19 protein-coding genes are annotated in these 22,682 nt (G+C 64.7%); 12 read left to right on the top strand and 7 right to left on the bottom strand.

The window, feature by feature from the left end:
- Nucleotides 1-5: 5 nt before the first annotated feature.
- From M2343_RS02435 to M2343_RS02395, 9 genes are all read left to right on the top strand, one after another.
- Nucleotides 6-1,241, top strand: a complete 1,236-nt coding sequence (locus M2343_RS02435; RefSeq protein WP_264575461.1) for an acyl-CoA dehydrogenase family protein — start codon at nucleotides 6-8, stop codon at nucleotides 1,239-1,241.
- A 38-nt stretch (nucleotides 1,242-1,279) separates the two neighbouring features.
- Nucleotides 1,280-1,729, top strand: coding sequence for a hypothetical protein (locus M2343_RS02430; RefSeq protein WP_264575460.1), 450 nt, complete (start codon nucleotides 1,280-1,282; stop codon nucleotides 1,727-1,729).
- Between the two features lie 18 nt (nucleotides 1,730-1,747).
- Nucleotides 1,748-1,951, top strand: a complete 204-nt coding sequence (locus M2343_RS02425) for a hypothetical protein (RefSeq protein ID WP_181560124.1) — start codon at nucleotides 1,748-1,750, stop codon at nucleotides 1,949-1,951.
- A gap of 30 nt (nucleotides 1,952-1,981) precedes the next feature.
- Nucleotides 1,982-3,388: an MFS transporter gene (locus M2343_RS02420; RefSeq protein ID WP_264575459.1), complete on the top strand. Its 1,407-nt coding sequence runs from the start codon at nucleotides 1,982-1,984 to the stop codon at nucleotides 3,386-3,388.
- 80 nt (nucleotides 3,389-3,468) lie between these two features.
- Nucleotides 3,469-4,275 (top strand): amidohydrolase family protein, encoded by an 807-nt coding sequence (locus M2343_RS02415; RefSeq protein WP_264575458.1) that lies wholly within the window; start codon nucleotides 3,469-3,471, stop codon nucleotides 4,273-4,275.
- A 55-nt stretch (nucleotides 4,276-4,330) separates the two neighbouring features.
- Entirely contained in the window at nucleotides 4,331-5,500 is a 1,170-nt protein-coding gene (locus tag M2343_RS02410; protein WP_264575457.1) for a WD40/YVTN/BNR-like repeat-containing protein, read from the top strand.
- Between the two features lie 183 nt (nucleotides 5,501-5,683).
- Nucleotides 5,684-6,544: an amidohydrolase family protein gene (locus tag M2343_RS02405; protein ID WP_264575456.1), complete on the top strand. Its 861-nt coding sequence runs from the start codon at nucleotides 5,684-5,686 to the stop codon at nucleotides 6,542-6,544.
- Between the two features lie 38 nt (nucleotides 6,545-6,582).
- The gene (locus tag M2343_RS02400) at nucleotides 6,583-7,689 is read left to right on the top strand and encodes a zinc-dependent alcohol dehydrogenase (protein ID WP_264577475.1); all 1,107 of its coding nucleotides are present in this window, start codon (nucleotides 6,583-6,585) and stop codon (nucleotides 7,687-7,689) included.
- 94 nt (nucleotides 7,690-7,783) lie between these two features.
- Entirely contained in the window at nucleotides 7,784-8,428 is a 645-nt protein-coding gene (locus M2343_RS02395) for a GntR family transcriptional regulator (RefSeq protein WP_264575455.1), read from the top strand.
- A gap of 13 nt (nucleotides 8,429-8,441) precedes the next feature.
- Here M2343_RS02395 and M2343_RS02390 read toward each other — a convergent pair whose 3' ends face one another.
- The 3 genes from M2343_RS02390 to M2343_RS02380 are packed head-to-tail and all read right to left on the bottom strand — an operon-like array spanning nucleotide 8,442 to nucleotide 10,779.
- Nucleotides 8,442-9,101, bottom strand: coding sequence for an RraA family protein (locus M2343_RS02390; protein ID WP_264575454.1), 660 nt, complete (start codon nucleotides 9,099-9,101; stop codon nucleotides 8,442-8,444).
- On the bottom strand, nucleotides 9,098-9,772 hold the full coding sequence (locus M2343_RS02385) for an RraA family protein (protein ID WP_264575453.1): 675 nt from the start codon (nucleotides 9,770-9,772) through the stop codon (nucleotides 9,098-9,100). Before M2343_RS02385 ends, M2343_RS02390 begins: the two co-directional genes overlap by 4 nt.
- A complete protein-coding gene (locus M2343_RS02380; RefSeq protein ID WP_264575452.1) occupies nucleotides 9,769-10,779 on the bottom strand; it encodes an amidohydrolase family protein in 1,011 nt (336 codons plus the stop codon). Before M2343_RS02380 ends, M2343_RS02385 begins: the two co-directional genes overlap by 4 nt.
- Nucleotides 10,780-11,013: 234 nt before the next feature.
- Here M2343_RS02380 and M2343_RS02375 point away from each other — a divergent pair, with 234 nt between their 5' ends.
- On the top strand, nucleotides 11,014-11,682 hold the full coding sequence (locus M2343_RS02375; RefSeq protein ID WP_181560131.1) for a GntR family transcriptional regulator: 669 nt from the start codon (nucleotides 11,014-11,016) through the stop codon (nucleotides 11,680-11,682).
- A 39-nt stretch (nucleotides 11,683-11,721) separates the two neighbouring features.
- On the opposite strand, the gene M2343_RS02370 is transcribed toward M2343_RS02375, so the two are convergent.
- The 3 genes from M2343_RS02370 to M2343_RS02360 form a co-directional block, all read right to left on the bottom strand.
- Nucleotides 11,722-12,621, bottom strand: coding sequence for a formylglycine-generating enzyme family protein (locus M2343_RS02370; protein WP_264577474.1), 900 nt, complete (start codon nucleotides 12,619-12,621; stop codon nucleotides 11,722-11,724).
- A 50-nt stretch (nucleotides 12,622-12,671) separates the two neighbouring features.
- Nucleotides 12,672-14,768: a PQQ-dependent dehydrogenase, methanol/ethanol family gene (locus M2343_RS02365; protein WP_264575451.1), complete on the bottom strand. Its 2,097-nt coding sequence runs from the start codon at nucleotides 14,766-14,768 to the stop codon at nucleotides 12,672-12,674.
- Nucleotides 14,769-14,833: 65 nt separating this feature from the next.
- Entirely contained in the window at nucleotides 14,834-15,535 is a 702-nt protein-coding gene (locus M2343_RS02360) for a nuclear transport factor 2 family protein (protein WP_181560132.1), read from the bottom strand.
- Nucleotides 15,536-15,678: 143 nt separating this feature from the next.
- Here M2343_RS02360 and M2343_RS02355 point away from each other — a divergent pair, with 143 nt between their 5' ends.
- Both M2343_RS02355 and M2343_RS02350 read left to right on the top strand, forming a co-directional pair.
- On the top strand, nucleotides 15,679-16,581 hold the full coding sequence (locus M2343_RS02355) for a LysR family transcriptional regulator (protein WP_264575450.1): 903 nt from the start codon (nucleotides 15,679-15,681) through the stop codon (nucleotides 16,579-16,581).
- Nucleotides 16,582-16,686: 105 nt separating this feature from the next.
- Nucleotides 16,687-16,872, top strand: a complete 186-nt coding sequence (locus tag M2343_RS02350; RefSeq protein WP_181560134.1) for a hypothetical protein — start codon at nucleotides 16,687-16,689, stop codon at nucleotides 16,870-16,872.
- A 111-nt stretch (nucleotides 16,873-16,983) separates the two neighbouring features.
- Here M2343_RS02350 and M2343_RS02345 read toward each other — a convergent pair whose 3' ends face one another.
- Nucleotides 16,984-22,482, bottom strand: a complete 5,499-nt coding sequence (locus M2343_RS02345) for an autotransporter domain-containing protein (RefSeq protein WP_264575449.1) — start codon at nucleotides 22,480-22,482, stop codon at nucleotides 16,984-16,986.
- Nucleotides 22,483-22,682 lie beyond the last annotated feature (200 nt).

Here is a 22,682-nt window from a genome sequence, read left to right as displayed (position 1 = left end):
CGAACATGGCGAGCCAGGCAAGCGCGGACGTTGCGACGTTGGATATTGCGGGCCGTTACCCGGTCGTCGAATCCAGTGCGGATGCGATTGCGCGCATTCGGGCGCTGCTCCCGCAGATCGCGGCGGCGGATGCCGAGTCGGAGAGCGCCCGACGCCTCTCCCCGCATGTGGTCGATGCCATCCGCCAGACGGGCCTGTTCGGCATCGTCATGCCGCGCAACCTTGGCGGATCGGAGCTGGGCTTTGCCGATCTGGTGCGTGTCACGGCAGAGATCGGCACTATGTCTGGCTCGGCGGCCTGGATTTTCGGCGTACTGGCCGGGCATAGCTGGCTCATCAACCTCTTCCCCGAGCAGGCGCAGCGCGAGGTGATGGACGATCCCACCACACTCATCGGCACCGTCTTCCGCCTCGGTGGCGAGGTCGTGGAGGAAAATGGCGGCTACCGGCTGACAGGCGGCGCCGGGCGCTTCTGCTCCGGCATCGATTATGCGAGCTGGGTGATCATCGGCAATGCCGTGAAGAAGGCGGATGGCCGCATGGAGCCGCGCTTCTTCGTCCTGCCCAAGTCCGAGATCGAAATCGTCGACGACTGGTTCACCATGGGTATGCGCGCGACGGGCAGCCGCTCGATCAAGATCGACAGCGCCTTCATCCCCGCCCATCGCAGTTGCAGCCTGGCCGACATGCTGGCCGGTTCCACTCCCGGTGCGCGGGTGCATGAGGGTGCGGTCTATCGCATGCCCTTCTCCAACATCGCGCCCTTCTCCATCGTCGGCGCGCCGCTCGGCATGGCGCGGGGCATGGTGCAGCGCTTTGCGGCGGATATCGGCAAACGCTTGGACGGCGCCGAGCCGCTGGAAGTCGCCGAGCAATCCGCCACCTTCGCCCGCATCGCGGAGATTGGCGCCGAGGTCGACGCTGCCCTGGCGCTGATCCTGGAGGACGCCCGCATGGTGGATGAGGCACGCGACCCCGCGGAGATCACGCCGCTGCTGGGCGCGCAAATCTCGCGCAACTGGGCCTGGGGCGTGCAGCGCGCACGCCATGCCGCGAACCGGATCTTCGAGGCATCGGGCGGCAGCGCCATCTATGATGGCAGCGCCATGCAACGGCTGTTCCGCGACATGAACTCCGGCGCGCAGCACTTCGCCTTCACCTGGGATCGGGCGATGACGGGCTATGGCCGCGCCGCCGCCGGGCTCAAGGCCGGGGCCTTCGCCATTCCCAAGGGGAAGTGAGTCACGAGGGGCTGACGGAAATCAGGGGAGGACGCGGCATGAGGAGCGTGATCGAAAAATACGGTATCGTCTTCTGCCGCTATTATCTCGGCGGCTTCAACCTCGTTTCCGGCCTCAACTATTTCATCCTCTTCTGGCCCCAGCCCAAGATGGGCGCGGCGGCCGGCAATGCGTTCGTGCTCGCCGCCACCGATCTCAACCTGTTCACCTATGCCAAGATCATCGAGCTGACCGCCGGCGCCTGCCTGCTGCTCAACCGCTTCGTACCGCTTGCGCTGACGCTTCTGATGCCGGTGACGCTGATGATCTTCCTCACCAATGTCCCGTGGGTACCCCTGCCCCACATCCAGCTCTCGGTGACGCGCAATCTGGTCATGCACCTCATCTTGCTCGCGGCTTATGCCAACTACTTCCTGCCGCTGCTCAAGGCGAAGACCGCGCCGCAGCCGATTTGGAAGCGGCCCTCCCGGCTGATGCGGGCACTTTAAGCAGGGATCGACAGGCGAATGGCGAACTTCAGCTTCAAACTCGACGGCCAAGTCGACATGATGAGCCTCAATCCACTCGAAATGACAAATTTTGAGATGGTCGGCGCGCTCTTCGGCATTATGGGCATATTGATCACCCTGTTCCTCAGCCGAAAGGCCGCCGCACGGCAACGCCCCCATGAGTTCATTCCGCAAGAAACAGACGAAGACGCCATCGGCTAGCCGGCCACTGCGCGAGCGGACAGACCTGGCTTGAAGCGGTTTCTGTCCCTGAAGAGTCGCGGCGCGATCCTCATCGCGTCGACCGCCATGTTCATGGTCCAGCTCGATGCGTCCGTGCTGGCGGTGGCGATCCCGCAGATTTCAACCGACTTTGGCCTGCCCGCCATCGAGCTCAGCCTCGCCATCACCATCTACCTCACCATGCAGATCGCGCTGCTGCCGATCAGCGGATGGGCGGCCGAGCGCTTTGGCCCGAAGACCGTGTTCATGATCGCGACGGCAGGCTTTGCCTTCTTCTCGATCTGCTGTGCCGCCGCGCCCTCCTTCTGGCCGTTCATTGCCGCGCGCGCCCTCCAAGGAGCCACGGCCTCGCTGATGACCCCGGTGGCCCGGCTGCTGCTGTTACGGCAGACCAGCAAGGAGGAACTGGTCGATGCGATGGCGATCGTGGCGATGCCCATGCTCATCGCGCCGACGCTCGGTCCCTCGATTGGCGGATTCATCGTGCAATATGCGCGCTGGGAGTTCATTTTCCTGCTGAACATCCCCGTCACCGTTGCTCTGCTGCTCGCGGCATGGCGCACCATCCCGGCCAGCGCGCCCGATGCCTCTAGACGACTGGACATGGTCGGCGCCGCGCTGCTGGGCGGATCGCTCGTTTGCCTGCTCACCGGCTTCGACCGGCTGGCCAGCGGCGTCGGTCGCCCATTGCCTTGGATGTTGCTCGCGGTCGGCACGGTCCTGTGCCTTGCCGGACTGAAGCATATTCGCACCCATCCGGACCCGGTGCTGAAGCTCGATGCCCTCAAGGACCCAAGCTTCCGGACGACGGTGATCGGCGCGGGCGCCATCGTCCGCATCCCGGCGCGCGCGATGCTCTTCGGCCTGCCGCTCATGTTCCAGATGGCCTATGGCTTTACGCCCATTCTGGCCGGCGTCATGCTCATGGCGCTCAATGGCGGCGACCTGTTGGCCAAGCTGTTCATTCGCCCGCTGTTCGACCGCTTCGGCTTCTCGGGACCGGTGATGCTTTCGAGCTTCGCAGGGCTGGCCGCGATCGCCGTGGTGGCCCTGGCCGATCAAGGCCCCTGGCTCGCTGCCCTGATCTTCTTGGCGCTGCTCGTCGCCGGACTGGCCCGCTCGGTGCTGTTCACCGGCATGACCTCGCTGACCTATGTCAGTCTGGACAAGGACACGATGACGCAGGGCAATGTGCTCGCCAGCATTTCCATGCAATTGTTCGCGGCGCTGGCGGTCTCGCTCACGGCGCTGCTGCTCGGCCTCCTGACGCAATTTGCCGGCCATCCAGAGCCGGGGCTGATGGAGTATCGGGGCGCCATGCTGGCCGTGGCGCTGATCGGGCTCGTCGCGACCCTGCTCATGCGCCGGCGCATCCCGCGCCATTTGAGCCAGCTCGCCGTGCGGGATGAGGACTAAGCCGACGGCTAGAATCGCCTAACATTTTACGCTAACGATATCGGCCAACCCCCGGCGATGACAGCCTGTGAGGATATGCCGTGCTCCTGATTGACGCCCATTGCCACGTCTCGCCCCTGTGGTTCGAGCCGGTCGAAACCCTGCTCTTCCAGATGGACCGCCACAATGTCGCGCAGGCGGTGCTGACGCAGATCCTGGGACAATTCGACAATCGCTATCAGCGCGATTGCGTTGCGCGCTATCCGGATCGCTTCGTCAGCGTCGGCGCCATCGATCCGGCTGCGCCTGACGCGGCGAACCAGCTCGGTGCGCTAGCTGATGACGGCATGGCTGGCCTGCGCTTACGTCCTGATGCCCGCAGCCCGGGTGACGACCCGCTGGCCATCTGGCGCGCAGCGGAGCGGCACGGCCTCGTCATTAGTTGCGGCGGGCCGAGCGCGCAGTTTGTATCGCCCGCGTTCGCCGATCTCGTCAGCAGCGTCCCGACCTTGCCCATCGTGCTGGAGCATCTGGCGGGATGGGTCAGACCCGACTGCGACCGAAAGCCCGAGACCTGGACGGCACTGCTCGCGCTCGCGCGCTTCCCCAATATCACGGTCAAGATCCCCGCGCTGGGGCAGTTGATTGCCCGACCCGTCGGTCAGCCTCTGCCTGCATCCGGGCCTGTGCTCGACCCGGCGGGCGGCGCACCGCTGATCGAGCTGCTCGATGCCTTCGGGCCAGACCGGCTGATGTGGGGCAGCGACTTCCCCGTCGTCTCCTCGCGCGAGGGCTATGCCAATGCGCTCGGCTGGACGCGCGATGTGTTCGAGCAGCACCGCCCCGCCAGCGTCGCGGCAATCTTCGGTGGCAATGCCGGCAGAATATTCTTCCGGCGCAAGGCTTGAAGACTGGAATAGATTGTTATACAAAACGATATATTCTATTGCTGGAGCACATCCCATGGCAGAGGCTGCCAAATCCACGATCATCTGCATTTCCGCGAACGGAAAGACGAGCTCCGCCAGTCAAAGCGCCGCAAACCGGATGCTGATCGCCACCGCGGACGGCGTGGTGGATTTTCGCCGAGACAATCTCAATGTGCCATGGACCCGGCAGCCCGATATGCTGCTCCCCGGCCATCATGTCAGCGCGCTCGTCTATGACGAGGTGACGGACATGCTGTTCGCCGGCCTGCATTATGAGGGCGGCCTGATGGTCAGTTCTGACCATGGCAAGAGCTGGGAAGCGCGCAACAACGGCCTGCAATCCGGCCATGTCTACAGCCTGCTCGTGCAGCACGACGGCGACCGGACGATCCTCAATGTCGGGACCGAACCCGTGATGTTCTACCGCAGCTTCGATCTGGGGCAGAGCTGGACCGCTTATCCCGGCTGCACGCAGGTCGAGGGCACCGAGCACTGGTTCTTCCCTCGCTCCCAGCCCCATGTTAAGCATATCGCAGCCCATCCGTCCGAGCCGGAGACGATCTACATCTGCGTGGAGCAGGGCGACCTGCTGCGCACCGAAGATGGCGGGGAAAGCTGGACGTCGCTCAACTCCATGGAGCGCCCGGACGACAAGTTCCGCCGCGACCAGCACCGGGTGACTTTCTACCGCGACAACGCCGCCGAGATTTTCCTCACCACCGGCATCGGCCTGTACCATACGGCGGACCGTGGCGAGACCTGGGAGCGCCTGACCGACACCAGCCACCCCTGCGCCTATCCGGACCCGCTGTTCGTGCATCCCCGCAAGGAGCTTATGTTCATGGTCGGCGCCGGCATGAACCCCAATCCCAATTGGGGCGCGGAAGGCACGGCCTATCCCAAGTTCATGATCAGCACGGACCATGGCAAGACCTGGCAGACCAGCATGGTCGGCATGGCCGATCCGATCGCCGGCAATCTGGAAGTCGCGGCGATGCACGATTCTGCCGAGGGCGGGGTGGAGCTCTTCGCCGGCTCTGCCTGCGGAGAGCTGTACGCAAGCCGGGACGAGGCGCAGAGTTGGCAGCGCATTGCCGACGGGCTTCCGGCGATGTCCAAGGGGCCGCACTTCCGCCACTTCCTGCCGCCTGATGAACGCGCGGATTATGAAGAAAAGCTGCGCGCGCTCAACGCGTTCGCCTGAGCAAGAACGGTCGATCGTCAGCGGGCGACAGACTCGCTGGCGGCTTTCAAGGGGGGAATGGTCTTGGACAGGCTTCAATCGTTGGCTTCGCGCATTGAATGCGCTCGGATGTGGCGGCCTGATCAAGATGCGGCGGCGCGCAGCGCCGGTCCCTCGTCTCACTGACGGGTGCAATTTTCGCTCATGATCGACTGCCACGCCCATCTTGTCTCCGACGACAAGGCCACCTACCCGCCGGCACCGCCGGGCGGTCTGCTGCCCCCGATGGCGTTCGACAATCTCATGACGGCCGAGACGCTGCTGGAGGAGATGGACAAGTCCGGCGTCGAGCGGGCCGTGCTCGTGCAGCGCGGATCAATCTACGGGTTCGACAGTCGCTATGTTTGCGACAGCGCCGCGCGCTATCCGCAACGCTTCGCCGCCGTCTGCTCCATTGATGCCACGCAGGCGGATTGTGGGGAGGCCGTGCGATATTGGGTCGGCGAGCATGGCGCCGTCGGCATTCGGCTGATGGAACTCATCAAGGGTTCGGACATCGCGTGGCTCGACTCCTCGGTGGCGCGCGACGCCTGGCAAGCCGCCGCCACGCTCGACGTGCCGGTCTGCGTCCATTTCTTCCCGTGGAACCGCGACATCGGGCTGGCGCATCTGGAGCGGATATTGCGCGAAGTGCCGGGCCTGACAGTCGTCATCGACCATCTCAGCTCCATTCAGAGCGATGCCGGCGGCCCGGACCATGGCATCGATGATCGGCTCCGGTCGATCGCGCAATTCGACAATGTCGTCGTCAAGTTCACGACCATTCCGCTGGGGCGGCTGGACAAGGCGGGGATCGACCCCTGCCCCGTCATCGAGCGCGTATGCGATCTGTTCGGCGCGGAGCGGATGATCTGGGGATCGGACATCACCCAATCGCCCGGCAGCTATGATTATATGGCTGCACTTGGTCGCGCAGCGGTACGCAATCTCACGGCCGCGCAGCAGGAGATGATCCTGGGCGGAACGGCGATGCGCGTTTACGGCAAGAGCTGGGGCAAGGCCTGAGCGCAACGGGCCTTCGCGACGAGAATTGGAGGGGAATGATGGAGTCCGTGTCTCGTGCTGCCGTGAAGGTCGATATCGAACGATCTGAAATCAGAGAATTTCCGTTCCCGCCCCTCGGCGACAATGACGGGCTGCTGAAAGTCGAGGCCTCGGGCGTCGGCGGCAGTGACCCCGAAATGTACCGGCGGGAGAACACGGCGCCCTGCATCATGGGCCATGAGAATGTCGGCACCGTGGCCCGCATCGGCGACGCTGCGGCGCAGCGCTGGGGCCTGCGCGCCGGCGACCGCATCGCCCTGCACGAGTATCTCCCCTGCTGGCATTGCCACTGGTGCCGGCAGGGCGATTTCCGCCTGTGCATGGAGGCCGACTTCTTCAACGTGAAGGATCGGTTCAACACCCTGCGCTACGGCACCTGCAATGCGGACATTCCGCCGCATCTATGGGGTGGTTTCTCGGAATATATGTACCTCGCGCCCAATGCCGTCATCCACAAGATCCCGGCGGACATGGATACCCGGCTGGCGACGCTCGCGGTGCCGCTGGGCAATGGCGTGCAATGGGCAGTGCTGGATGGCGGTGCGGGACTGGGCAAGACCGTGCTCGTCTTCGGCCCCGGCCAGCAGGGCCTCAGTTGCGCGCTCGCCGCCAAGCAGGCGGGCGCGCTCACCGTCATCATCGCCGGCATGACACGCGACCGGGCCCGGCTGGACCTTTCGCTCAGCCTCGGCGCCGACATCGCCGTGGACGTGCAGCAGGAGGATCTTGCAGCCGTGGTCATGCGGGCGACCGGCGGCATGGGCGTGGATGTGGTGGTGGATACCACCGGCGATCCCGATGGCAAGATCGCCGAGCAAGCGGTGGCGCTGTCGGCCAAGGGCGCCTGGCTCAGCCTCAATGGTCTTAGCGCTTCGGTGCCGCTGGGCGAGATCAAGAAGCGCTACCTCACCGTGCGCGCACCACGGGGCCACAGCTATCGCGCGGTGCAGATCGCGCTCGACATTCTCGCCAGCGGCAAGTGGCCGGCCGAAAAGCTGTGCAGCCACGATTTCCCGCTGGAGCAGGTGCATGAGGCGATCCTCGCCACCGCCGGGCGCGGGATCGAGGGCGCAATTCACGTTACCGTCTCCCCACACAGGCGTTGATCGCAGCCCCCGCTGCCTCCCGCCCCTGCCTATTGCCTCGCCCGCCAAAATCCTCTTCCATGGCGCACTGCCACCAGCCGCAAGGAGCACATATTTGGCCACGCAGATCGACATGGGGGACTCCCTGCCCAATGTGGTGGCGGATGAACTGCGGGCGCTGATCGTGCGGGGCACGCTGCTGCCCGGCGAACATCTCGGGCAGACCCAGCTTGCCGACCGGTTCGGACGCAGCAAGGTGCCCATTCGCGAGGCCCTCAAACTGCTGGCGGCAGAAGGCTTCCTGCGCCACGACCATAATCGGGGCTATTTTGTGGCGCCGCTGGAACTGGAGGAAGCCCGCCAGCTCTACAAGCTGCGCCGGTGGCTGGAAGCGGAACTGCTCGCCACGGCGGTCTGGCCGACCGACGCGCAGATCGCCGAATTCCGCCGCCAGTTCGATGCGCTGGATGCCATGGATCAGGTGAGCGATTTCACCAATTGGGCGCTGGCGCTGGAAAATCTGCGCCTCGCCCTCTTCGCGCTATCGCCAGAGCAAATCCTGCTGCGCGAAGCGACCCGGCTGTGGCGGCTGACCGACCGCTATCGCTCGCTCATGCCCCGCACGATGGGCGAGAGCCCAGAGCGCAAGCTGATCGACGCCCTGGCCGCGCGGGACCGCGACGCGCTGCTCGCCGATTATATGCAAGCCCGCGCCAAGATTGAGGGTGCGCTGGAGCAGGTGTTTCAGCACGGCCGCTAGGCGGCAAGCCCGTTCAGCCCTGCGTGCGTGTCTGAAGGCTGTGATATTTGAACTGCTTGCGAGCCTCATCGAGGCGCATCCCGGTGCGGCAGGCGGCGCGGATGCTCTCTTCGGCCGCGTGGATTTCCTCGGCGGCGGCGAGGACGGCCTCCTCATGCGCTTGCGGGATGACGATCACGCCATCGGGGTCGCCGCGCAGGATATCGCCGGGCGCCACGCGCGCGCCGCCGATGTTGACCGGGCAGTTGGTGACCTCGACCTGCACCCGATCCTTGCCGGTGCGCATCCAGTGGCCCTTGCTGAACACCGGATAACCCAGCGCGCGGCAGAGCGAGACGTCACGGCTGATCCCGTCGATGACGGTGCCGGCAAGGCCGCGGCGATGGGCGATCTCGGTGAGGATATCGCCCCAGATGGTGGCATCCTCGCGGCCGCCATTGTCGATGACCACGACATGGCCGGGGGGGACGTCATCGATATAATCGCCCACCGTGCCCGGCGGGGTCGAGGCGGGGCCGCAGAGCATGGTGTAGGCGCGGCCGGCCATGCGGAAATCAGGGTCGCGGCCGGCGATCTTATAGCACTGGCCGACGATGCCGAGCCGATCGAGCGCGTCACTCAGCGTGGCGGTATCGAGCGCGGCGGCGCGGGTGACGTTGCGGTCGTCTGTCATTGATGGTCGCCCTTGAGCATATATTCGTAGTTCGCGCCGAGCACGGCGCTGGCGCTCTCGCCCGTGGCAAGGCGGCGGGTCATCTCGCCTTCGCGGCGGACGATATCCTCGGCGGCATCGAGCACGCGGGCGATATCTGCGGGCGCGATGAACACGGCGGCGCTGGAATCGCAGATGACGTAGAAACCGGGCTCGACGGTGAAGTCGCCGACGGTGACGGGCACGTCGGTGGCGTCTTCGTAGACGCGGTTGCGCGCCGTGCGGGCGGTATAACCGCGACAGAAGACCGGGAAGCCGATCTCGCGGGCTTCATCCACATCGCGGGCTAAGCCTTCGCAGATCACCCCAGCCACGCCCTTGTGCTGCGCGCCGCGCGACAAAATGCCGCCCCAGCAGCCGGCATCGATGCCGGTGCGCTGCTCGACCACGATCACATCATCCGGGCCGCTGGCGTCGATGGCGGCGGCGCCCAGATGCACCGGGGGACGGTCGGCGGGCGCGTTGCCGGCCTTGAGCTTCACGGTGTGCACGCGCCCGGCAATGCGGCGGCCCGGCGAGGCCGAGCGCAGCCCGGTCACGCAGCCGGCCAGGCCCAGCTTGTCCAACGTGTCCGACACGGCGCAGGCATCCAGCTGGCGCAGCCGCGCGACATGGGGATCGCCCGCGCTCATGCTGGCGGCAGGTCCAGCTTGAAGAGGCGCGCGGCGTTGCCGAACATGATCTGGTCCTTCTCCGCCTGGCTCAGCCAGTCGAAGCCGGTGATGAACGGGGCAATGTCGTCCAGCGTCTTGCCGGTCGCGGGGTCGACCGCAGAGCCGACGCCCGGGCATTCCGCGCCGAACAGGCAATTGTCGGCGCCGACGGTCTTGATCAGCAGCCGCAACGCTTCCTCGGAATAGAGCACGGTATCATAATAGATGTGCCGCATCTTATCGAGGAACTCCTCGCCCTTGCGCAGGCCGGAGGCGCGGAAGCGGCCGACATGATAGGGGATCGCGCCGCCGCCATGGCTGCAGACGATCTTGAGGTTGGGGAAGTCCTTGAACACATCGCTTTCCAGCAGGCCATAAACGGCCATCGTCTCTTCCAGCAGGAAGTTGAGCGTATAGGGCGCGCGGCGGCTGCGCGACCCGGCGGAGTGGATGTGCGCCGGCACGTCCAGCTCGCACAGCTTCTCGTACAGCGGATACCAATAACGGTCGCCCATCGCCGGCGGCTCGGTGCCGCTGTTCTCATAGGGATCGGGGTTGAGCAGGCAGCCCTTGAAGCCCAGCATTTTCACACAGCGCTCAAGCTCGGGCAGAACGTTCTCGATCGGCTCGCCAGCCACTTGCGGCAGGCCGCAGATGGGCGCGAAGCGGTCCGGCAAAAGCTGGCACTGGCGGGCGATGATGTTGTTGGTGGCTTCGGTAAACCAGTGGACCAGAAAACCCGGCTTTTCCGAATGCATCATCTGGAACGGGCGGGGGCTGAGCAGCTGGTAGTTGGTGCCGACCCGGTCGAGCATGTCGAGATGGCCGCAGGGCGCCATCTCCTTCTTGTTGGTGTAGGCGAGAATTTCCTCATCCGTGAGGTCGGGGAACTTCTTGCCGTGTTCGCCGCGATGCGAGAGCAGCATCGACTTGTAAATCCACAGTTCCGCCGGCGCACTCACATGGCCATGACAATCGACAATCATCGCAAAATCCCCACCCGCAGCTGGTTATCAGATCATAGGTATACATTTTTGTATACCTATCCTGAATTTCCGGTCAAGCGGGTGGAGGGTGTTTGTCGGCCAAAAGCCTCGCGCGACCGGCCCGGGATTCCTAGCGCGTGAAAATGTCTACATTTTTGTGAGACACCACGCTAGGGATGCCCGGAACGACCATAATTTCAAGGCCGCTGGCTCTCCGGCCAACCAGGAATGCCCATGATGCAGGAAACAGTGAAATCCGAACGCGGAGTTCCCGCCAAGATCGCCAATGAGCTGCGGCTGCTCATCGCCCGCGGCACGCTGGCACCCGGGATGCGGCTGGGGCAGACCGAACTGGCCGAGCAATTCAATGCCAGCCGCGTGCCCGTGCGCGAGGCGCTCAAGCTGCTGAGCTCGGAAGGCATCATCGAGCACGACCCCAACCGGGGCTTCTTCGTCACCCGGCTTTCCCGCGATGAGGCCGAGCAACTGTTTGCCCTGCGCCATCTGGTCGAGGACGAATTGCTCAAATCCGTCGACTGGCCGGACGCCGAAGAGCTTGCCGAACTCGAACGTCGCGAACAGCGCCTCGAAGAGCTGCTCGACGAAGGCGACCGCACGAGTTGGTGGAACGAGCATCGCGAATTCCACACGATGATCTTCAACCTCTCCCCCAAGAAGACCATCGTGCGCGAGGCCATCCGCCTATGGGCATTGACCGATCGCTACCGCGCCCTCCTGCCGCTGCCGCGCCGGAACAGTGAGGAGCGCAAGGTGGTGGACAAGCGCGAGTTGCTGAACGCTATCCGCCAGCAGGACAGCAAGAAGCTGCTCGCCGCCCGCCGCACCCGCCGCGAATCCTTTGAGCGGATGTTGCTGGAAACGCTGGAAGCACGCGGGCTCTAAAGCCAGCCACCTGCCACGCTCAGCTCTAGCGGGCGATCCTCACGCGTCGCGAGCGCAGCGAAACCCGATATGCGATGTGGAGGTATCCACCGTCTGCGGATAGCGCGCGGCGGGGCGATAGCGCTGGCAATAATTGGGCGCGCACAGATGCGATCCGCCCTTGAGCACGCGGCGGGGAAAGCCGCTATAGGGGTCACGGCTCGCATCCTCGCTGGCGCCCCGCGGATTATGCGGCGCGCAACAGGGCTTGGTCGGCGCGTCATGCCGATCGACATACCAGTCGCTCGTCCACTCCCACACATTGCCAATCATATCCCACAAGCCAAAACCATTTGCCGCATAGGCCCGCACCGGCGAGGTGCGCAGATAGCCGTCCGAGAGATCATTCTGGTGCGGGAAATCGCCCTGCCAGGTGTTGGCCAGCATGGCCCCGCCGGGGTGCAGTTCGTCGCCCCAGGCGAAGGCCTTGCGATCCAGCCCGCCCCGCGCGGCGAATTCCCATTCCGCTTCCGTCGGCAGGCGCTTGCCTGCCCAAGCCGCATAGGCCCCCGCATCGGCGCAAGCGATATGGACGACGGGATGATCCGCCAGCCCGTCGATGGAACTCTGTGGCCCCAAGGGATGGCGCCAGTCGGCCCCGAACGAGAAAGTCCACCACCCCATTGGATCGTGCAGCGGCACGGGGGTCGGCGGCGGCGTAAACAGGGAGGAGCCGGCCTTCAGCATCGCGGGATCGGCACCCGGATAGTCGGCAGCGTCGGGCACCGTTTCGGCCACCGTCACATGGCCGGTCGCTTCCACGAACCGCGCGAACTGCGCATTGGTGACCGGCGTTTCATCGATCCAGAAAGCATCGACCGAGGCCGGATGCGCGGGGCCCTCATCGGGATAATGGTCGTCCGACCCCATCCAGAACTGCCCGCCCGCCACACGGATCATGCCGTCCTTCATCTCTGGCGCACTCATCATGCCACCCTGCGCCTGATCGGTCATCGCGTCTGCTTGCGTCCTTCCTGCGCCTCGATCCGTCGGTCCTCGAGACTGCGGCGGACGAGATAAGCGTCAATGGCGTCGACCTGTGCCGGCGTGAGCTGGCCTGCGAAGCTGGGCATGCCCATCTCCGCCAGCGCGCCGCCCAGAACGACTTGCGAAAAACCCTTCGTGCCGAGCAATCCCGTCCGGCGCAAGTCCGGATAGGCACCGGCGCTCACCGCCCCGCTGCCATGACAGCGCAGGCAGAAGCGGCCGAACAGTCTGTCGCCCTGCGCGATTTGGGCCGGCGTCCCCTTGTCCACCACGTCGGGGAACGGCAGCGGCTCAGCCGGCGTGAAGGCAGGGAGCTTCGCCGCCCCATCCAATTTGAACACCAGCAGCCGGTTGGGGCCGATGGTCTTGCCGACCTTGAGCGCCATCACCCCGCCGGTGAGTGGCCAGCCGCCGCCCCAGCCGGCCATGACCGCGATATATTGCACCCCATCCAGCCGATAGCTGATCGGCGGCGCGACGATGCCGGTCTGCGCATCGAACGACCAGAGCCGCTTGCCGCTCTCGTCATCATAGGCGACCAGCCGCCCCTGCGCATTGCCGGCAAAGACGAGGCCTCCCGCCGTGGCGAGCACACCGCCATTGAAGGGCGCGGCTTCCTCGCTTGTCCAGCGCGGTTTGCCGGCGATCGGGTCCCAGGCGATCAGCCGCGCCTTCATGCTGTCATACAGCGCCTTGCGGTCTGCCGCGCTCATGGCGCCGCCGCCGCTCATCGCAACGCCGGACGTGTAGGCGCCGATCACCTGCGCCTCCCGCGGGTTGGGGCCGAACGGCATGCCGACGTCCTGCGCCGGAATGTAGACCAGCCCCGTGCGCGGGCTGAAGGCCATGGGCGGCCAGTTATGTCCGCCGCCCGAGCTGGGGAACTGGAAATGCGGCTTGCCGGTGCGGTAATAGCGTGCTTCCGGCACGATGTCCGGACGGCCAGTCTTGGGATCGATGCTCTTCGTCCAATTCTGCGGCACATAAGCGGTGGCATTCAGGAACTCGCCGGTCGCGCGGTCGAGGATATAGAAGAAGCCGTTTTTGGGCGCCTGCATCAGCACTTTGCGCAGCTTGCCATCGATCTCCATGTCCGCCAGCACGATATTCTGGGTTGCGGTATAATCCCAGGCATCGCCCGGAACCTGCTGGAAATGCCAGACATATTCGCCGGTCGAGGCGCGCAGCGCGACGATGGAGGAGAGGAAGAGATTATCGCCCTTCCCGTCCGAGCGCATCGCATGGTTCCATGGCGAGCCATTGCCGGTGCCGATGTAGATCAGGTCCAGCGCCGGATCATATTCGATCGCATCCCACACCGTGCCGCCACCGCCATAGCGCCACCATTGCCCTGCCCAGCTTCCCTGCGCCTTGGCCAGCACCGCGTCGGATGCGGCATTGTCCTTCGTGCCCGGCTTCCCGGGGACGGTGTAGAAGCGCCAGGCCAGCTTGCCGGTCGCGGCGTCATAGGCACTCACATAGCCGCGCACGCCGAACTCGGCGCCGCCATTGCCGATGACGACATTGCCCTTGATGACGCGCGGCGCCCCGGTGATCGTGTAATTCACCGCAAAGGGGCCGGACTGGTCGATCGTCTGCGTTTCCCAGACCGGCTTGCCGCTTTTGGCATCCAGCGCGATCAGCCGCCCGTCGAGCGCGCCGACATAGACCCGGCCCCGCGCCACCGCGACACCGCGCGAGACCGGCCCGCAGCACGAGCGCGCAGACGACGCGCGGACTTGTGGATCATAGGTCCACAAGCCCTTGCCGGTGCGCGCATCGATGGCGGAGACGACATCATAGGCGCTGACCACATAAAGCACGCCATCGACCATGATCGGCGTTGCTTCCTGCCCGCGATCCGTCTCTAGATCGAACGACCAGGCCAAGCCCAGCCGCGATACGCTCTCGCGATCGATCTGGTCCAGCTCGGCAAAGCGCTGCGCCGTCTCGGTGCGACCATGCAGCGGCCACTCGGCATCGGCGGCGGCCTGACCACCGTCTGCGGCATCGCGGCAGGCGGAAGGGAGGACAAGCAGCAGCGCGGTCAGCGCCATCATGCGCCTGAACATCAAACCCACGATTAAAATTCCCTCTCCCTCGGCCCACTGCCACCCGTCGCCCGCTATGCGGTTCGTTCCGCGTCCGCCAGCGCCCGGCCGAGCACCGGATGCGCGAAGTGCATCGCCAGTTCCTGCCGATAAGGCCATGTCTGCCGCTGATTGTCGACCAGTTCATCCGGGCCGAGCGGGTCTTCCGGGAAGGTCTTCGTCAGCGGCTGGAGATGCGCGATGGTCTTGTACCAGCCGGCATCATAATCCGCCTGCCATTGCACGACATAATCGAGCCGCTTGATCTTCCAGACGCCGTCCTCGCGCACATAATCATTCTCATACATGCCGGCTTCGTAGAACTGGTCGGGCAGGCCTTCCGGGCGATAGTCGCGGCTCTCATGATTGCCGCCGAGCAGCAGTGCGCGAAACCGGCCCTTGGCGGTCCGGCGATCCGGCGCGACGGTGATGATGTCCTGCATCTGGAAATGGTCGAGCAGGAAGCCATAGACCGGGCCTGGGCGCCCTTGTGTGAAGAACTGGCGGAACCAGTCGCCATAGAGCCGGCGCGCGCCCACCTTGCCGCGATAGATGCCGGAGAGAAAGATGATCTCGGCATCGTCGGAGAACAGCTCGGCCAGTTCGTCCGAACGGTTATAATCGGTATAATAGCCATAGGCATTGTGGAGCCGGCGGATTGCATTGAGATCCTCCAGCATCCCGATCCGCTCGGTCAGGGCCTTTACATCGCTGCGCAGCGCTTCGATCTCGCTCATAATCCTGCTCCTGATTGCTCTTTTGCTCTGTGCGGGCCGCCAGGGTGGATGCCGGGTTGCCTCATCCGCCAAGGCATCGGTTGCTCCCGATTGCAAAGCAACGGCCCGGTCCGCTATCAGTTATAAGGGAGGGGCTATCGCTTATGGCATTCACGATTCGGCAATTGGAGATTTTCGTCGAAGCGGCGAAGGACGAGAATTTCCGTATCACGGCCGATCGGCTCGGGATCAGCCAGCCCTCGATCAGCAATCATATCAAGGCGCTGGAGCAGAAAGCCGGCGCTCGCCTGTTCGATCGTCAGCGGGGATCGACCGCGCGCCTCTCCGCTTTGGGCCGCGATTTGCTGGATCAGGCGCGTTTACTGCTGCGTGAGGCGAACAAGGTTCAGTTGGGCGCCACGGCCGGCAATGCGCAGAGCTATGTGCTGCGGGTCGCCGCCGGCCCTTATCTTATCGATCAATGGATCAGGCCGTGCCTGCCGGATTATTACGCGCGCGGCCAGGTGCCGAATGTGGAGCTGATTCTCTCCGCGCCGGGCGAAGAAATGCTCTCCATGCTCCGCAGCGGCAAGGTGGACGTCGCCTTCTTCACAGGCCGGCCACCGGTCGCGCCGGATCTCACCATCGAAACGCTCCGGCGCGTGACCAGCAGCCTCTTCGGCACGTCCGCGCTGGTCGAGGCAGTGGGGAGCGATCCTGCCAGGATCAGCGCCGCCCCGATGATCATGATGCCGGACAACACACCGCATAATGACTGGCTGATCAACGCGCTGGCCGATGCGTGCATCTACCCGTCCAATGTCGTCGCGCGACCGCAGTTCACCGATGTCGCGATGGGGCTGGCGCTCAATGGCACGGGCCTTGCTATGCTGTTCGACGAAGAAGCCGCGCCTGCCACTGCGCGCGGACAACTCCATCGCGTCCCGGTCGATTTCGAGCCGGGCTATCGTCTGATGCTCTCGCGCAAGGGGTTTGACGATGCCCGCGGGCGTCTGGCCATCGATCATCTGCGGCGCACGCTGCAGGCCGGACGCGCCGCCAACTGAGGGTACCGGCCGACGCCTGCCCTCTTCACTCCGGCGCATCTCAATGGCGCGGCACGGAACGCTCCGCGCTCTTGCTCATTGTGCTAGCGATCAAGGAGACCGCACATGATGAAAACTTTGCTCGCCGGCGCGGCGATTGGTTATTTCGGCAAGAAGCTCTACGATGAAGGCAAGCTCGATCCCTATATCGCGCGCGCCAAAAGCACCCTCGCCGAGCTTTCCCCTGAACAGGCGGACACACGCGCCCCGCGCGGCGTCGGTCAGGACGAACAGCCCAATATGGCATTCTGAACCGGGGTTGCAGCCGAGAGTCGGCCAGCACCCGTCCAGTTGAGAGGCACATAAAAAAGGGGCGCGGTCATTCCGCGCCCCTTTCCGTTCTCTCTCTCGCAGCGCCTGAGATCAGAAGCTGTAGCTAAAGCCGATCTTGACGCCGTGGTCCTTCCACTGGTCGCCGATGTTGCCCACGTAGGTGGCGCCGATGGAGCCGCCGGGCATGATGTTGGCCTGCACGCCGCCCTCAAGGCGCAGGGTATCGCGCGTCGTGGGCAGGCCCGCGACCGAGAAGGCCTCACCGGTCGAGAGGATGTTGCGGCTGGTCGCATCGACATCGCCAAAGCTGCGCAGCCACGCCGCCGAGACGCGCGGGCTGAGCACCGTGGTGGCGCTGACCGGTACCGCCCCGCCCAGACGCAGACCCAGGGTGGTGTAGGTCACATCGCGGGTGCTGTCCGTGACGCCCAGCGCGGTCAGGGCGCTGCCCGTCTCGGTGAAGGCATCGCTCTTGAGATGGACATGGGTCACGCCGGCAAAGGGCTCGGCGGTTACCGCGCCCAGCGGGAGAGCATAGCTCACCTCACCGAAGGCAGAGGCGCTCCTGGCATCATAATCGCCCGCCAGCGCATCATTGACGCCCAGGAACGCCACCTTGCGCGTCCCGTTCACGTCGAGCCAGCTATAGGAAGCGCCGATCCGGGCGCGCAGGGCGCCCCAGCCCCCGCCGGCATAGACCAGCGCGCTGTTGCCGTTGACGGTCGCCTCGCTGCTGCGCCCATCGATGCGCACCTTGTTCTGCTCATGCGCGAAGGCCACGCCCAGACGCCAGCCACCAAGGCCCGTATCGACACCGGTGATGAAGCCGAAGGTGCTCTGCGTCGCCTTGATCGCATTGCCATTGCTCTTGAGCGTGCTCCACGCACCGATGCCCTGGCCCCAGACCGCCGTGCTGCCATCGCGCAGCGTGCGGGCCGAGGAGCCGGCACCGGCCAGCGTGCGGCTGACGACATCGGCCTGCTCCATGCGACCGATCACCATGTCGCCAAGCCGGCGGGTGCCGTCCACCATCAGCGTGCCCGTGGTCGCCCACAGCTCGCCCGAGAGCGCATCGAACGCCCGGACGGCGCCGGCTTCCTCAAGCTGCCCGGCCACCGCACGGGACAGGCTGGCATTGTCGTCACTCGCATCCAGCGCGAGGGCCACGGCCAACTGGTTGGGCGTCACCGCCACGCTCTCGAAGCTGCGATTGTTGCGCGTCAGCACCAGCCTGACATTATTGGCGTCATAGCTCAGCTCCGGCGTCAGGAACGGCAGGTCGACATCGGTGGCCGCAAACTGCCCGCTCACCCCGCCCGCGGCCGTGATGATCGTGTACTCATTGCTGAAGCGATAGTTGCCCGCAGCCGCCAGCACCGAGACCGTGCCGCCCTGGATGGTCGCCGTCCCGCCGACGATCAGCTTGTCGCTCTCGCCCTCGGCATTGACCTCCACCTCATAGGTCGAGCCTGCCTGGAACACGACATTGCCCGCTGCGGTGAGCGTGCCGATCGAGTTGCCCGGCAGGAGCGTGCCGCCATTGCCGACCACGATATTGTTCACCTGCCCGCGACCGCCCAGGGCCGCATCGCTGCCGACCGTGATCGTGCCGCCCATCGAGCCGTTCACCCGCGTCACGATGCCCTCAAGGTTGAGCGCACCGGTGAACGAGCCAAAGCTCTCCCCGGTCAGGTTGATGCTGACGGGCGCGCTGGACGGACCATTGAGAGCAATCGTTCCGCTGCCGCTGAAGCTGCCGCCGAACAGCGTGTTGCTGCTCTGGTTGACGGTCAGCGTGCTCGTGCCCAGGCTCACCGTCCCGCCCGCGCCACTCAGGCCCGCAACGGTCTGGTCGGTGCCGCTCAGGTCAAACTCGCCATCGTCCACGACCAGATCGGTCGCGCTGTCGAGCTGCGCCAACAGCCGCACCCGGCCCGCCTGCACCACCGTCGACCCGGTATAGCCATAGTCGCCCGAGAGCAGCAGCGTGCCCTCGCCCTGCTTGATCAGGCCACCATTGCCCGAAAGAGCGCCGGTATAGTCATAGTCGCCAATCTGGTTGAAGATCAGCGTGCCATTGTTGGTGGCATCGGCCAGCAGATCGCCATTCTTCAAGCCATTGCCCACCTGCAGCGTACCTGCAGTGTCGATCAGCAAAGTGCCGCCCAGCTTGCCCGTTAGCAGCACCGTGCCGCCATCAATGGTCGCATCGCCTGCAAAACCACTGCTGTCGCCCGAGAAGGTGATGGTGCCCGTGCCCGTTTTCAGCACGGTGCCCGTGCCGCTCAGCCTGCCCTTGTAGCTCGTGGTCGCGGGGTTGGCGAACACCAGTTCGCCCTGTTCGGCGACATTGACATTGTTGCTGATCGTCCCAACAAACAGAGCCGTACCCTGCTGCACGTCAAGCTGGACGCCGCTCATCGAGCCGCCGAAGGTCACTATATTATCGCCGGTCTTGATCACCGTGCCCTGACCGGAAATCTGGCCGAGATAGCTCACATCGTCCGCACGATCGAACAGCAGCGTGCCGTAATTGGTGACATTGGCAGTGATCGAGCCGGTCGTGCCGCCGTTGCCGAGGTTGACCGTGGCGCCGTTGCTGATCCCCAAACCGCCTTCGAAATCGCTGGCGTTGGTCAGGGTGAGCGTGCCGGCAGACACGTTCAAACCGCCCGTTCCAGTGATCCGTCCGGAAAAGACCTGCGAGGCATTGACCAGCATCAACCCCGCATCACCGACGATCACCGTTCCGCTGCCGCCAAGATCCTTGATCTGTGCGCTGGCTGCACTGGTCAGGTCGAAGGTACCATTGACCGTTACGGAACTCGATTGGTTCACCCGGCCCTGATTGGAGAGGGCCAGTGTCGCACCGGCATCAATCGTCGTGGCGCCCGTGAAGGTATTCATCCCGCTCAAGGTGATCGCCCCGCCCGCCACGGTCAGATCGCCCGTGCCGGAAATGACCCGGTTGTGATGAAGCGCGTCGGAGCGATCGAACACCAGCAGGCCGTTGTTCACAAGGTCGCCGTCGAAGGAGCCACTGGTGCCGCCATTGCCGATCTGCAGCGTGCCGTCCTGCCCGATGATCGTGCTTGCGGCACTCGTCGTGTTGGCCAGCACCAGCGTGCCGGCGCTCACGTTCAGCGCGCCGCTGTAGTTTCTGCTGTCCCCGGTCAGGATCGTGGTCCCGGCCAGCACATCGACCACGCCGGTGCCTGACAGGCCGGCGGCCAGCGTGTAATCGGTCTCGCTGTGGTTGAGGACCAGCTTGCCGGCCCCGGCACCGAACTGAATGCCATTGACGGCATCGATCACGCCAGCCGCCTGGGCCGCACTGCCTGCAGCCGCGCCAATGTTCAGCGTGCCCGTCGAACCGGCCTCATAAGCCAGCGTGATGCCGCGATTGCCGTCAGACTTGAGGGTCGCGCCATCGGAGACGGTGACGACGCCGCTGCTCCCGGCATATGTGCCGACCATGACGTAAGACGTGCCTCGCGCGAGCGTGCCTTCACCGCTGATGTTCAAAGTGCCCTGACTGCCATCCACGAAGCCGACAATCAGCTTGTCACCGCCCAGCAGCGCCTCGTCCGTCACGGTGGCCGTGCCTGATCCATAGCTGCCGATAGTCATGTTCCGGTCGGTCGTTACGCTGGACCCGCTGCCTGAGACTGTCATCTGACCGTTGCCGTTGGCGCTTGCGCCAAGTCTCACATCCGCATCGCTGCCGGAGGCGGCAATCGTCGCGCCATCCGTCACGGTGAGGATGCCTTCGCCGCTGGTGCCGATCCCCAAGCCGCTTGCGCCAATTTCCCAGCGCGTTCCCACGCCGCTGAGGGTGCCGGTGCCGAGCGATCCGGCATTTACGCCGAAACTCCCGCTGGTGGATTGCATCGTCGCGCCGCCGGACAGGATGAGCGTGCCCTGGCCGCTCCCGCCAAACTGCAGGGAGCCGCTCTGCAGATGGCTATTTTCACCCGAAACGGTGATGGAGCCGACACTGCCCTCGACCGCACCGACGGACGTGGAGGTGTTGACCACGACGGTACCGCCATTCTCGATCGCCACGCTGCCGTCGCCATAATAGCCGACCGTCAGGAATTCGGTCGTGACCGTCGACCCCGTTCCCGTGACGAGCAGCGAACCGCTCTCATCTTCCATGCCCGGCATTGCCGAATTCGTGCTGTTGCTGACGATGATGTTGGGGGCGTTGAAGGTGCCGCCATTCACCACGGTCAGCGACGCCCCGTCGAGCCCGCCCAGGAAGACGATGTTCCCGCTCGTCGTACTGCCATCGATGACCGTCGCGCCGCCGGTGAGCATCATGTTGCCAGCAAAAGCGCTATTGTCGCCCGTGAGGGTCAACGCTCCGCTGCCGGTCTTGATCACAGAGCCCGAGCCTGAAATCGCACTGGAGAGCGTGTAATTCTCAGACTGGGCGAATTCGAGTTTCGTGGCACTGGTCGCAACGACGATACCACCGTTCAGCGTGGCGCCGCTGGCGAGTGTCAGCCTGTTGGTACCGCCCGTGAAATTCAGGGCCGCGGCCCGCTCGCCATTGCCACCAAGGCCGCCGGATACGGAACCGCCAGTCCCGATGGAAAGAGCAAGGTTCTCGCCTTGAATGCCTGCGCCGCCCGCACCGTTCGTGAACATCCCGGCCCCACCGGCGCCGCCTGTCACCGCTGTGTCGATCGTGAGGGTGGTAAGGCCGCTCATGTTCTCGATCAGGATGCCAAAGCCCCCGGCCCCGCCGAAGTTGCCGCCTTGGGCATCACCGCCCGTGATGCTACCCCCGGAGATCGAAACAGTGCTGCTCCCGGTACCGCCGGTGAGCACAAGGGCAGAGCCGCCATTACCGCCAAAGGACTGACCTTCGCGGCTCCCGCCGCCCGCGCCGCCGGTCAATATGCTGTCTGTAATGCTGATGGCCGTATTGCCGGCCGGCTGATCGATAACCAGACCGCTGCCACCATTGCCGCCCACGCCAGCCCAGCCATAGGCGCCGCCTGCGCCGCCGGTGGCACTGACGGTGATTGCGTCGTAAGAGTCGTTAAGACCGGTGACGACCGCGCCGAAGCCGCCGCCCCCACCGCCGCCACCATATCCAGCAAAACCTGCGAGGCCGCCATTACCCCCGTTGCCGCCCGTGAGCGTACCCGAGCTGGGCAGATCGGTAATAAGCCCGACATAGCCATGCGCGCCGCCACCGCCGCCGCCACCCGAACTGTTGTCGCCACCGTTGGAGCCGTCCGTGCCCGCCTCACCGGCGAGAGTTCCACCCGCACCGCCAACGCCTGCATTGTCGCCCGAGCCAGCCCCGCCATCGCCGCCCGTCAGGCCGCTACCGCCACCGGCACCGCCGGAGAGATAGCTCGATTCAGAACCGACCCCGTCCGTCCCGCTGTTCCCCGTTGACGTAGTGCTTGCGCTCCCGCCTGCGCTCGTGAAAGTACTATCCCCCGCCATACCACCCGCGCCGTCCGACGCATGTGCAGGCAGGCTGCCCACCGCGACCAAGAACGTCGTCGCCACCGAGCAGCGCAGAATGGATTTGAAGGACGTCCGGCGATTCCCGACGGGATGAAACATGCAATAACCCCACGTTCAAATTAACAACTATAAATATTCAATATATCTCAACGAGATAATCATACCAACGGATGGGCATTGATTATAAATAATTAGTTAAAATAATTTATTTATTTCGATATATTTGGCTGAAATATTGAATTACGACGACACGTCATTTCGGAAAAGGAGAGGTGCAACTTAGGCCGCACCTCTCAATT

Origin of the sequence: Sphingobium sp. B8D3B, from assembly GCF_025961875.1 — a bacterium.
Taxonomy (GTDB): domain Bacteria; phylum Pseudomonadota; class Alphaproteobacteria; order Sphingomonadales; family Sphingomonadaceae; genus Sphingobium.
Note: the sequence above shows the minus strand (reverse complement) of the source record. Positions and strands in the feature narration are given on the sequence as shown.

What these genes read in the sequence shown, in the direction of transcription:
- M2343_RS02385 (WP_264575453.1), bottom strand. Translation starts at nt 9,772, where the DNA reads ATGAGCGCGGGCGATCCCCATGTCGCGCGGCTGCGCCAGCTGGATGCC.
- M2343_RS02435 (WP_264575461.1), top strand. Translation starts at nt 6, where the DNA reads ATGGCGAGCCAGGCAAGCGCGGACGTTGCGACGTTGGATATTGCGGGC.
- M2343_RS02375 (WP_181560131.1), top strand. Translation starts at nt 11,014, where the DNA reads ATGATGCAGGAAACAGTGAAATCCGAACGCGGAGTTCCCGCCAAGATC.
- M2343_RS02360 (WP_181560132.1), bottom strand. Translation starts at nt 15,535, where the DNA reads ATGAGCGAGATCGAAGCGCTGCGCAGCGATGTAAAGGCCCTGACCGAG.
- M2343_RS02430 (WP_264575460.1), top strand. Translation starts at nt 1,280, where the DNA reads ATGAGGAGCGTGATCGAAAAATACGGTATCGTCTTCTGCCGCTATTAT.
- M2343_RS02405 (WP_264575456.1), top strand. Translation starts at nt 5,684, where the DNA reads ATGATCGACTGCCACGCCCATCTTGTCTCCGACGACAAGGCCACCTAC.
- M2343_RS02350 (WP_181560134.1), top strand. Translation starts at nt 16,687, where the DNA reads ATGATGAAAACTTTGCTCGCCGGCGCGGCGATTGGTTATTTCGGCAAG.
- M2343_RS02380 (WP_264575452.1), bottom strand. Translation starts at nt 10,779, where the DNA reads ATGATTGTCGATTGTCATGGCCATGTGAGTGCGCCGGCGGAACTGTGG.
- M2343_RS02355 (WP_264575450.1), top strand. Translation starts at nt 15,679, where the DNA reads ATGGCATTCACGATTCGGCAATTGGAGATTTTCGTCGAAGCGGCGAAG.
- M2343_RS02410 (WP_264575457.1), top strand. Translation starts at nt 4,331, where the DNA reads ATGGCAGAGGCTGCCAAATCCACGATCATCTGCATTTCCGCGAACGGA.
- M2343_RS02390 (WP_264575454.1), bottom strand. Translation starts at nt 9,101, where the DNA reads ATGACAGACGACCGCAACGTCACCCGCGCCGCCGCGCTCGATACCGCC.
- M2343_RS02425 (WP_181560124.1), top strand. Translation starts at nt 1,748, where the DNA reads ATGGCGAACTTCAGCTTCAAACTCGACGGCCAAGTCGACATGATGAGC.
- M2343_RS02370 (WP_264577474.1), bottom strand. Translation starts at nt 12,621, where the DNA reads ATGATCCGTGTGGCGGGCGGGCAGTTCTGGATGGGGTCGGACGACCAT.
- M2343_RS02400 (WP_264577475.1), top strand. Translation starts at nt 6,583, where the DNA reads ATGGAGTCCGTGTCTCGTGCTGCCGTGAAGGTCGATATCGAACGATCT.
- M2343_RS02365 (WP_264575451.1), bottom strand. Translation starts at nt 14,768, where the DNA reads ATGATGGCGCTGACCGCGCTGCTGCTTGTCCTCCCTTCCGCCTGCCGC.
- M2343_RS02345 (WP_264575449.1), bottom strand. Translation starts at nt 22,482, where the DNA reads ATGTTTCATCCCGTCGGGAATCGCCGGACGTCCTTCAAATCCATTCTG.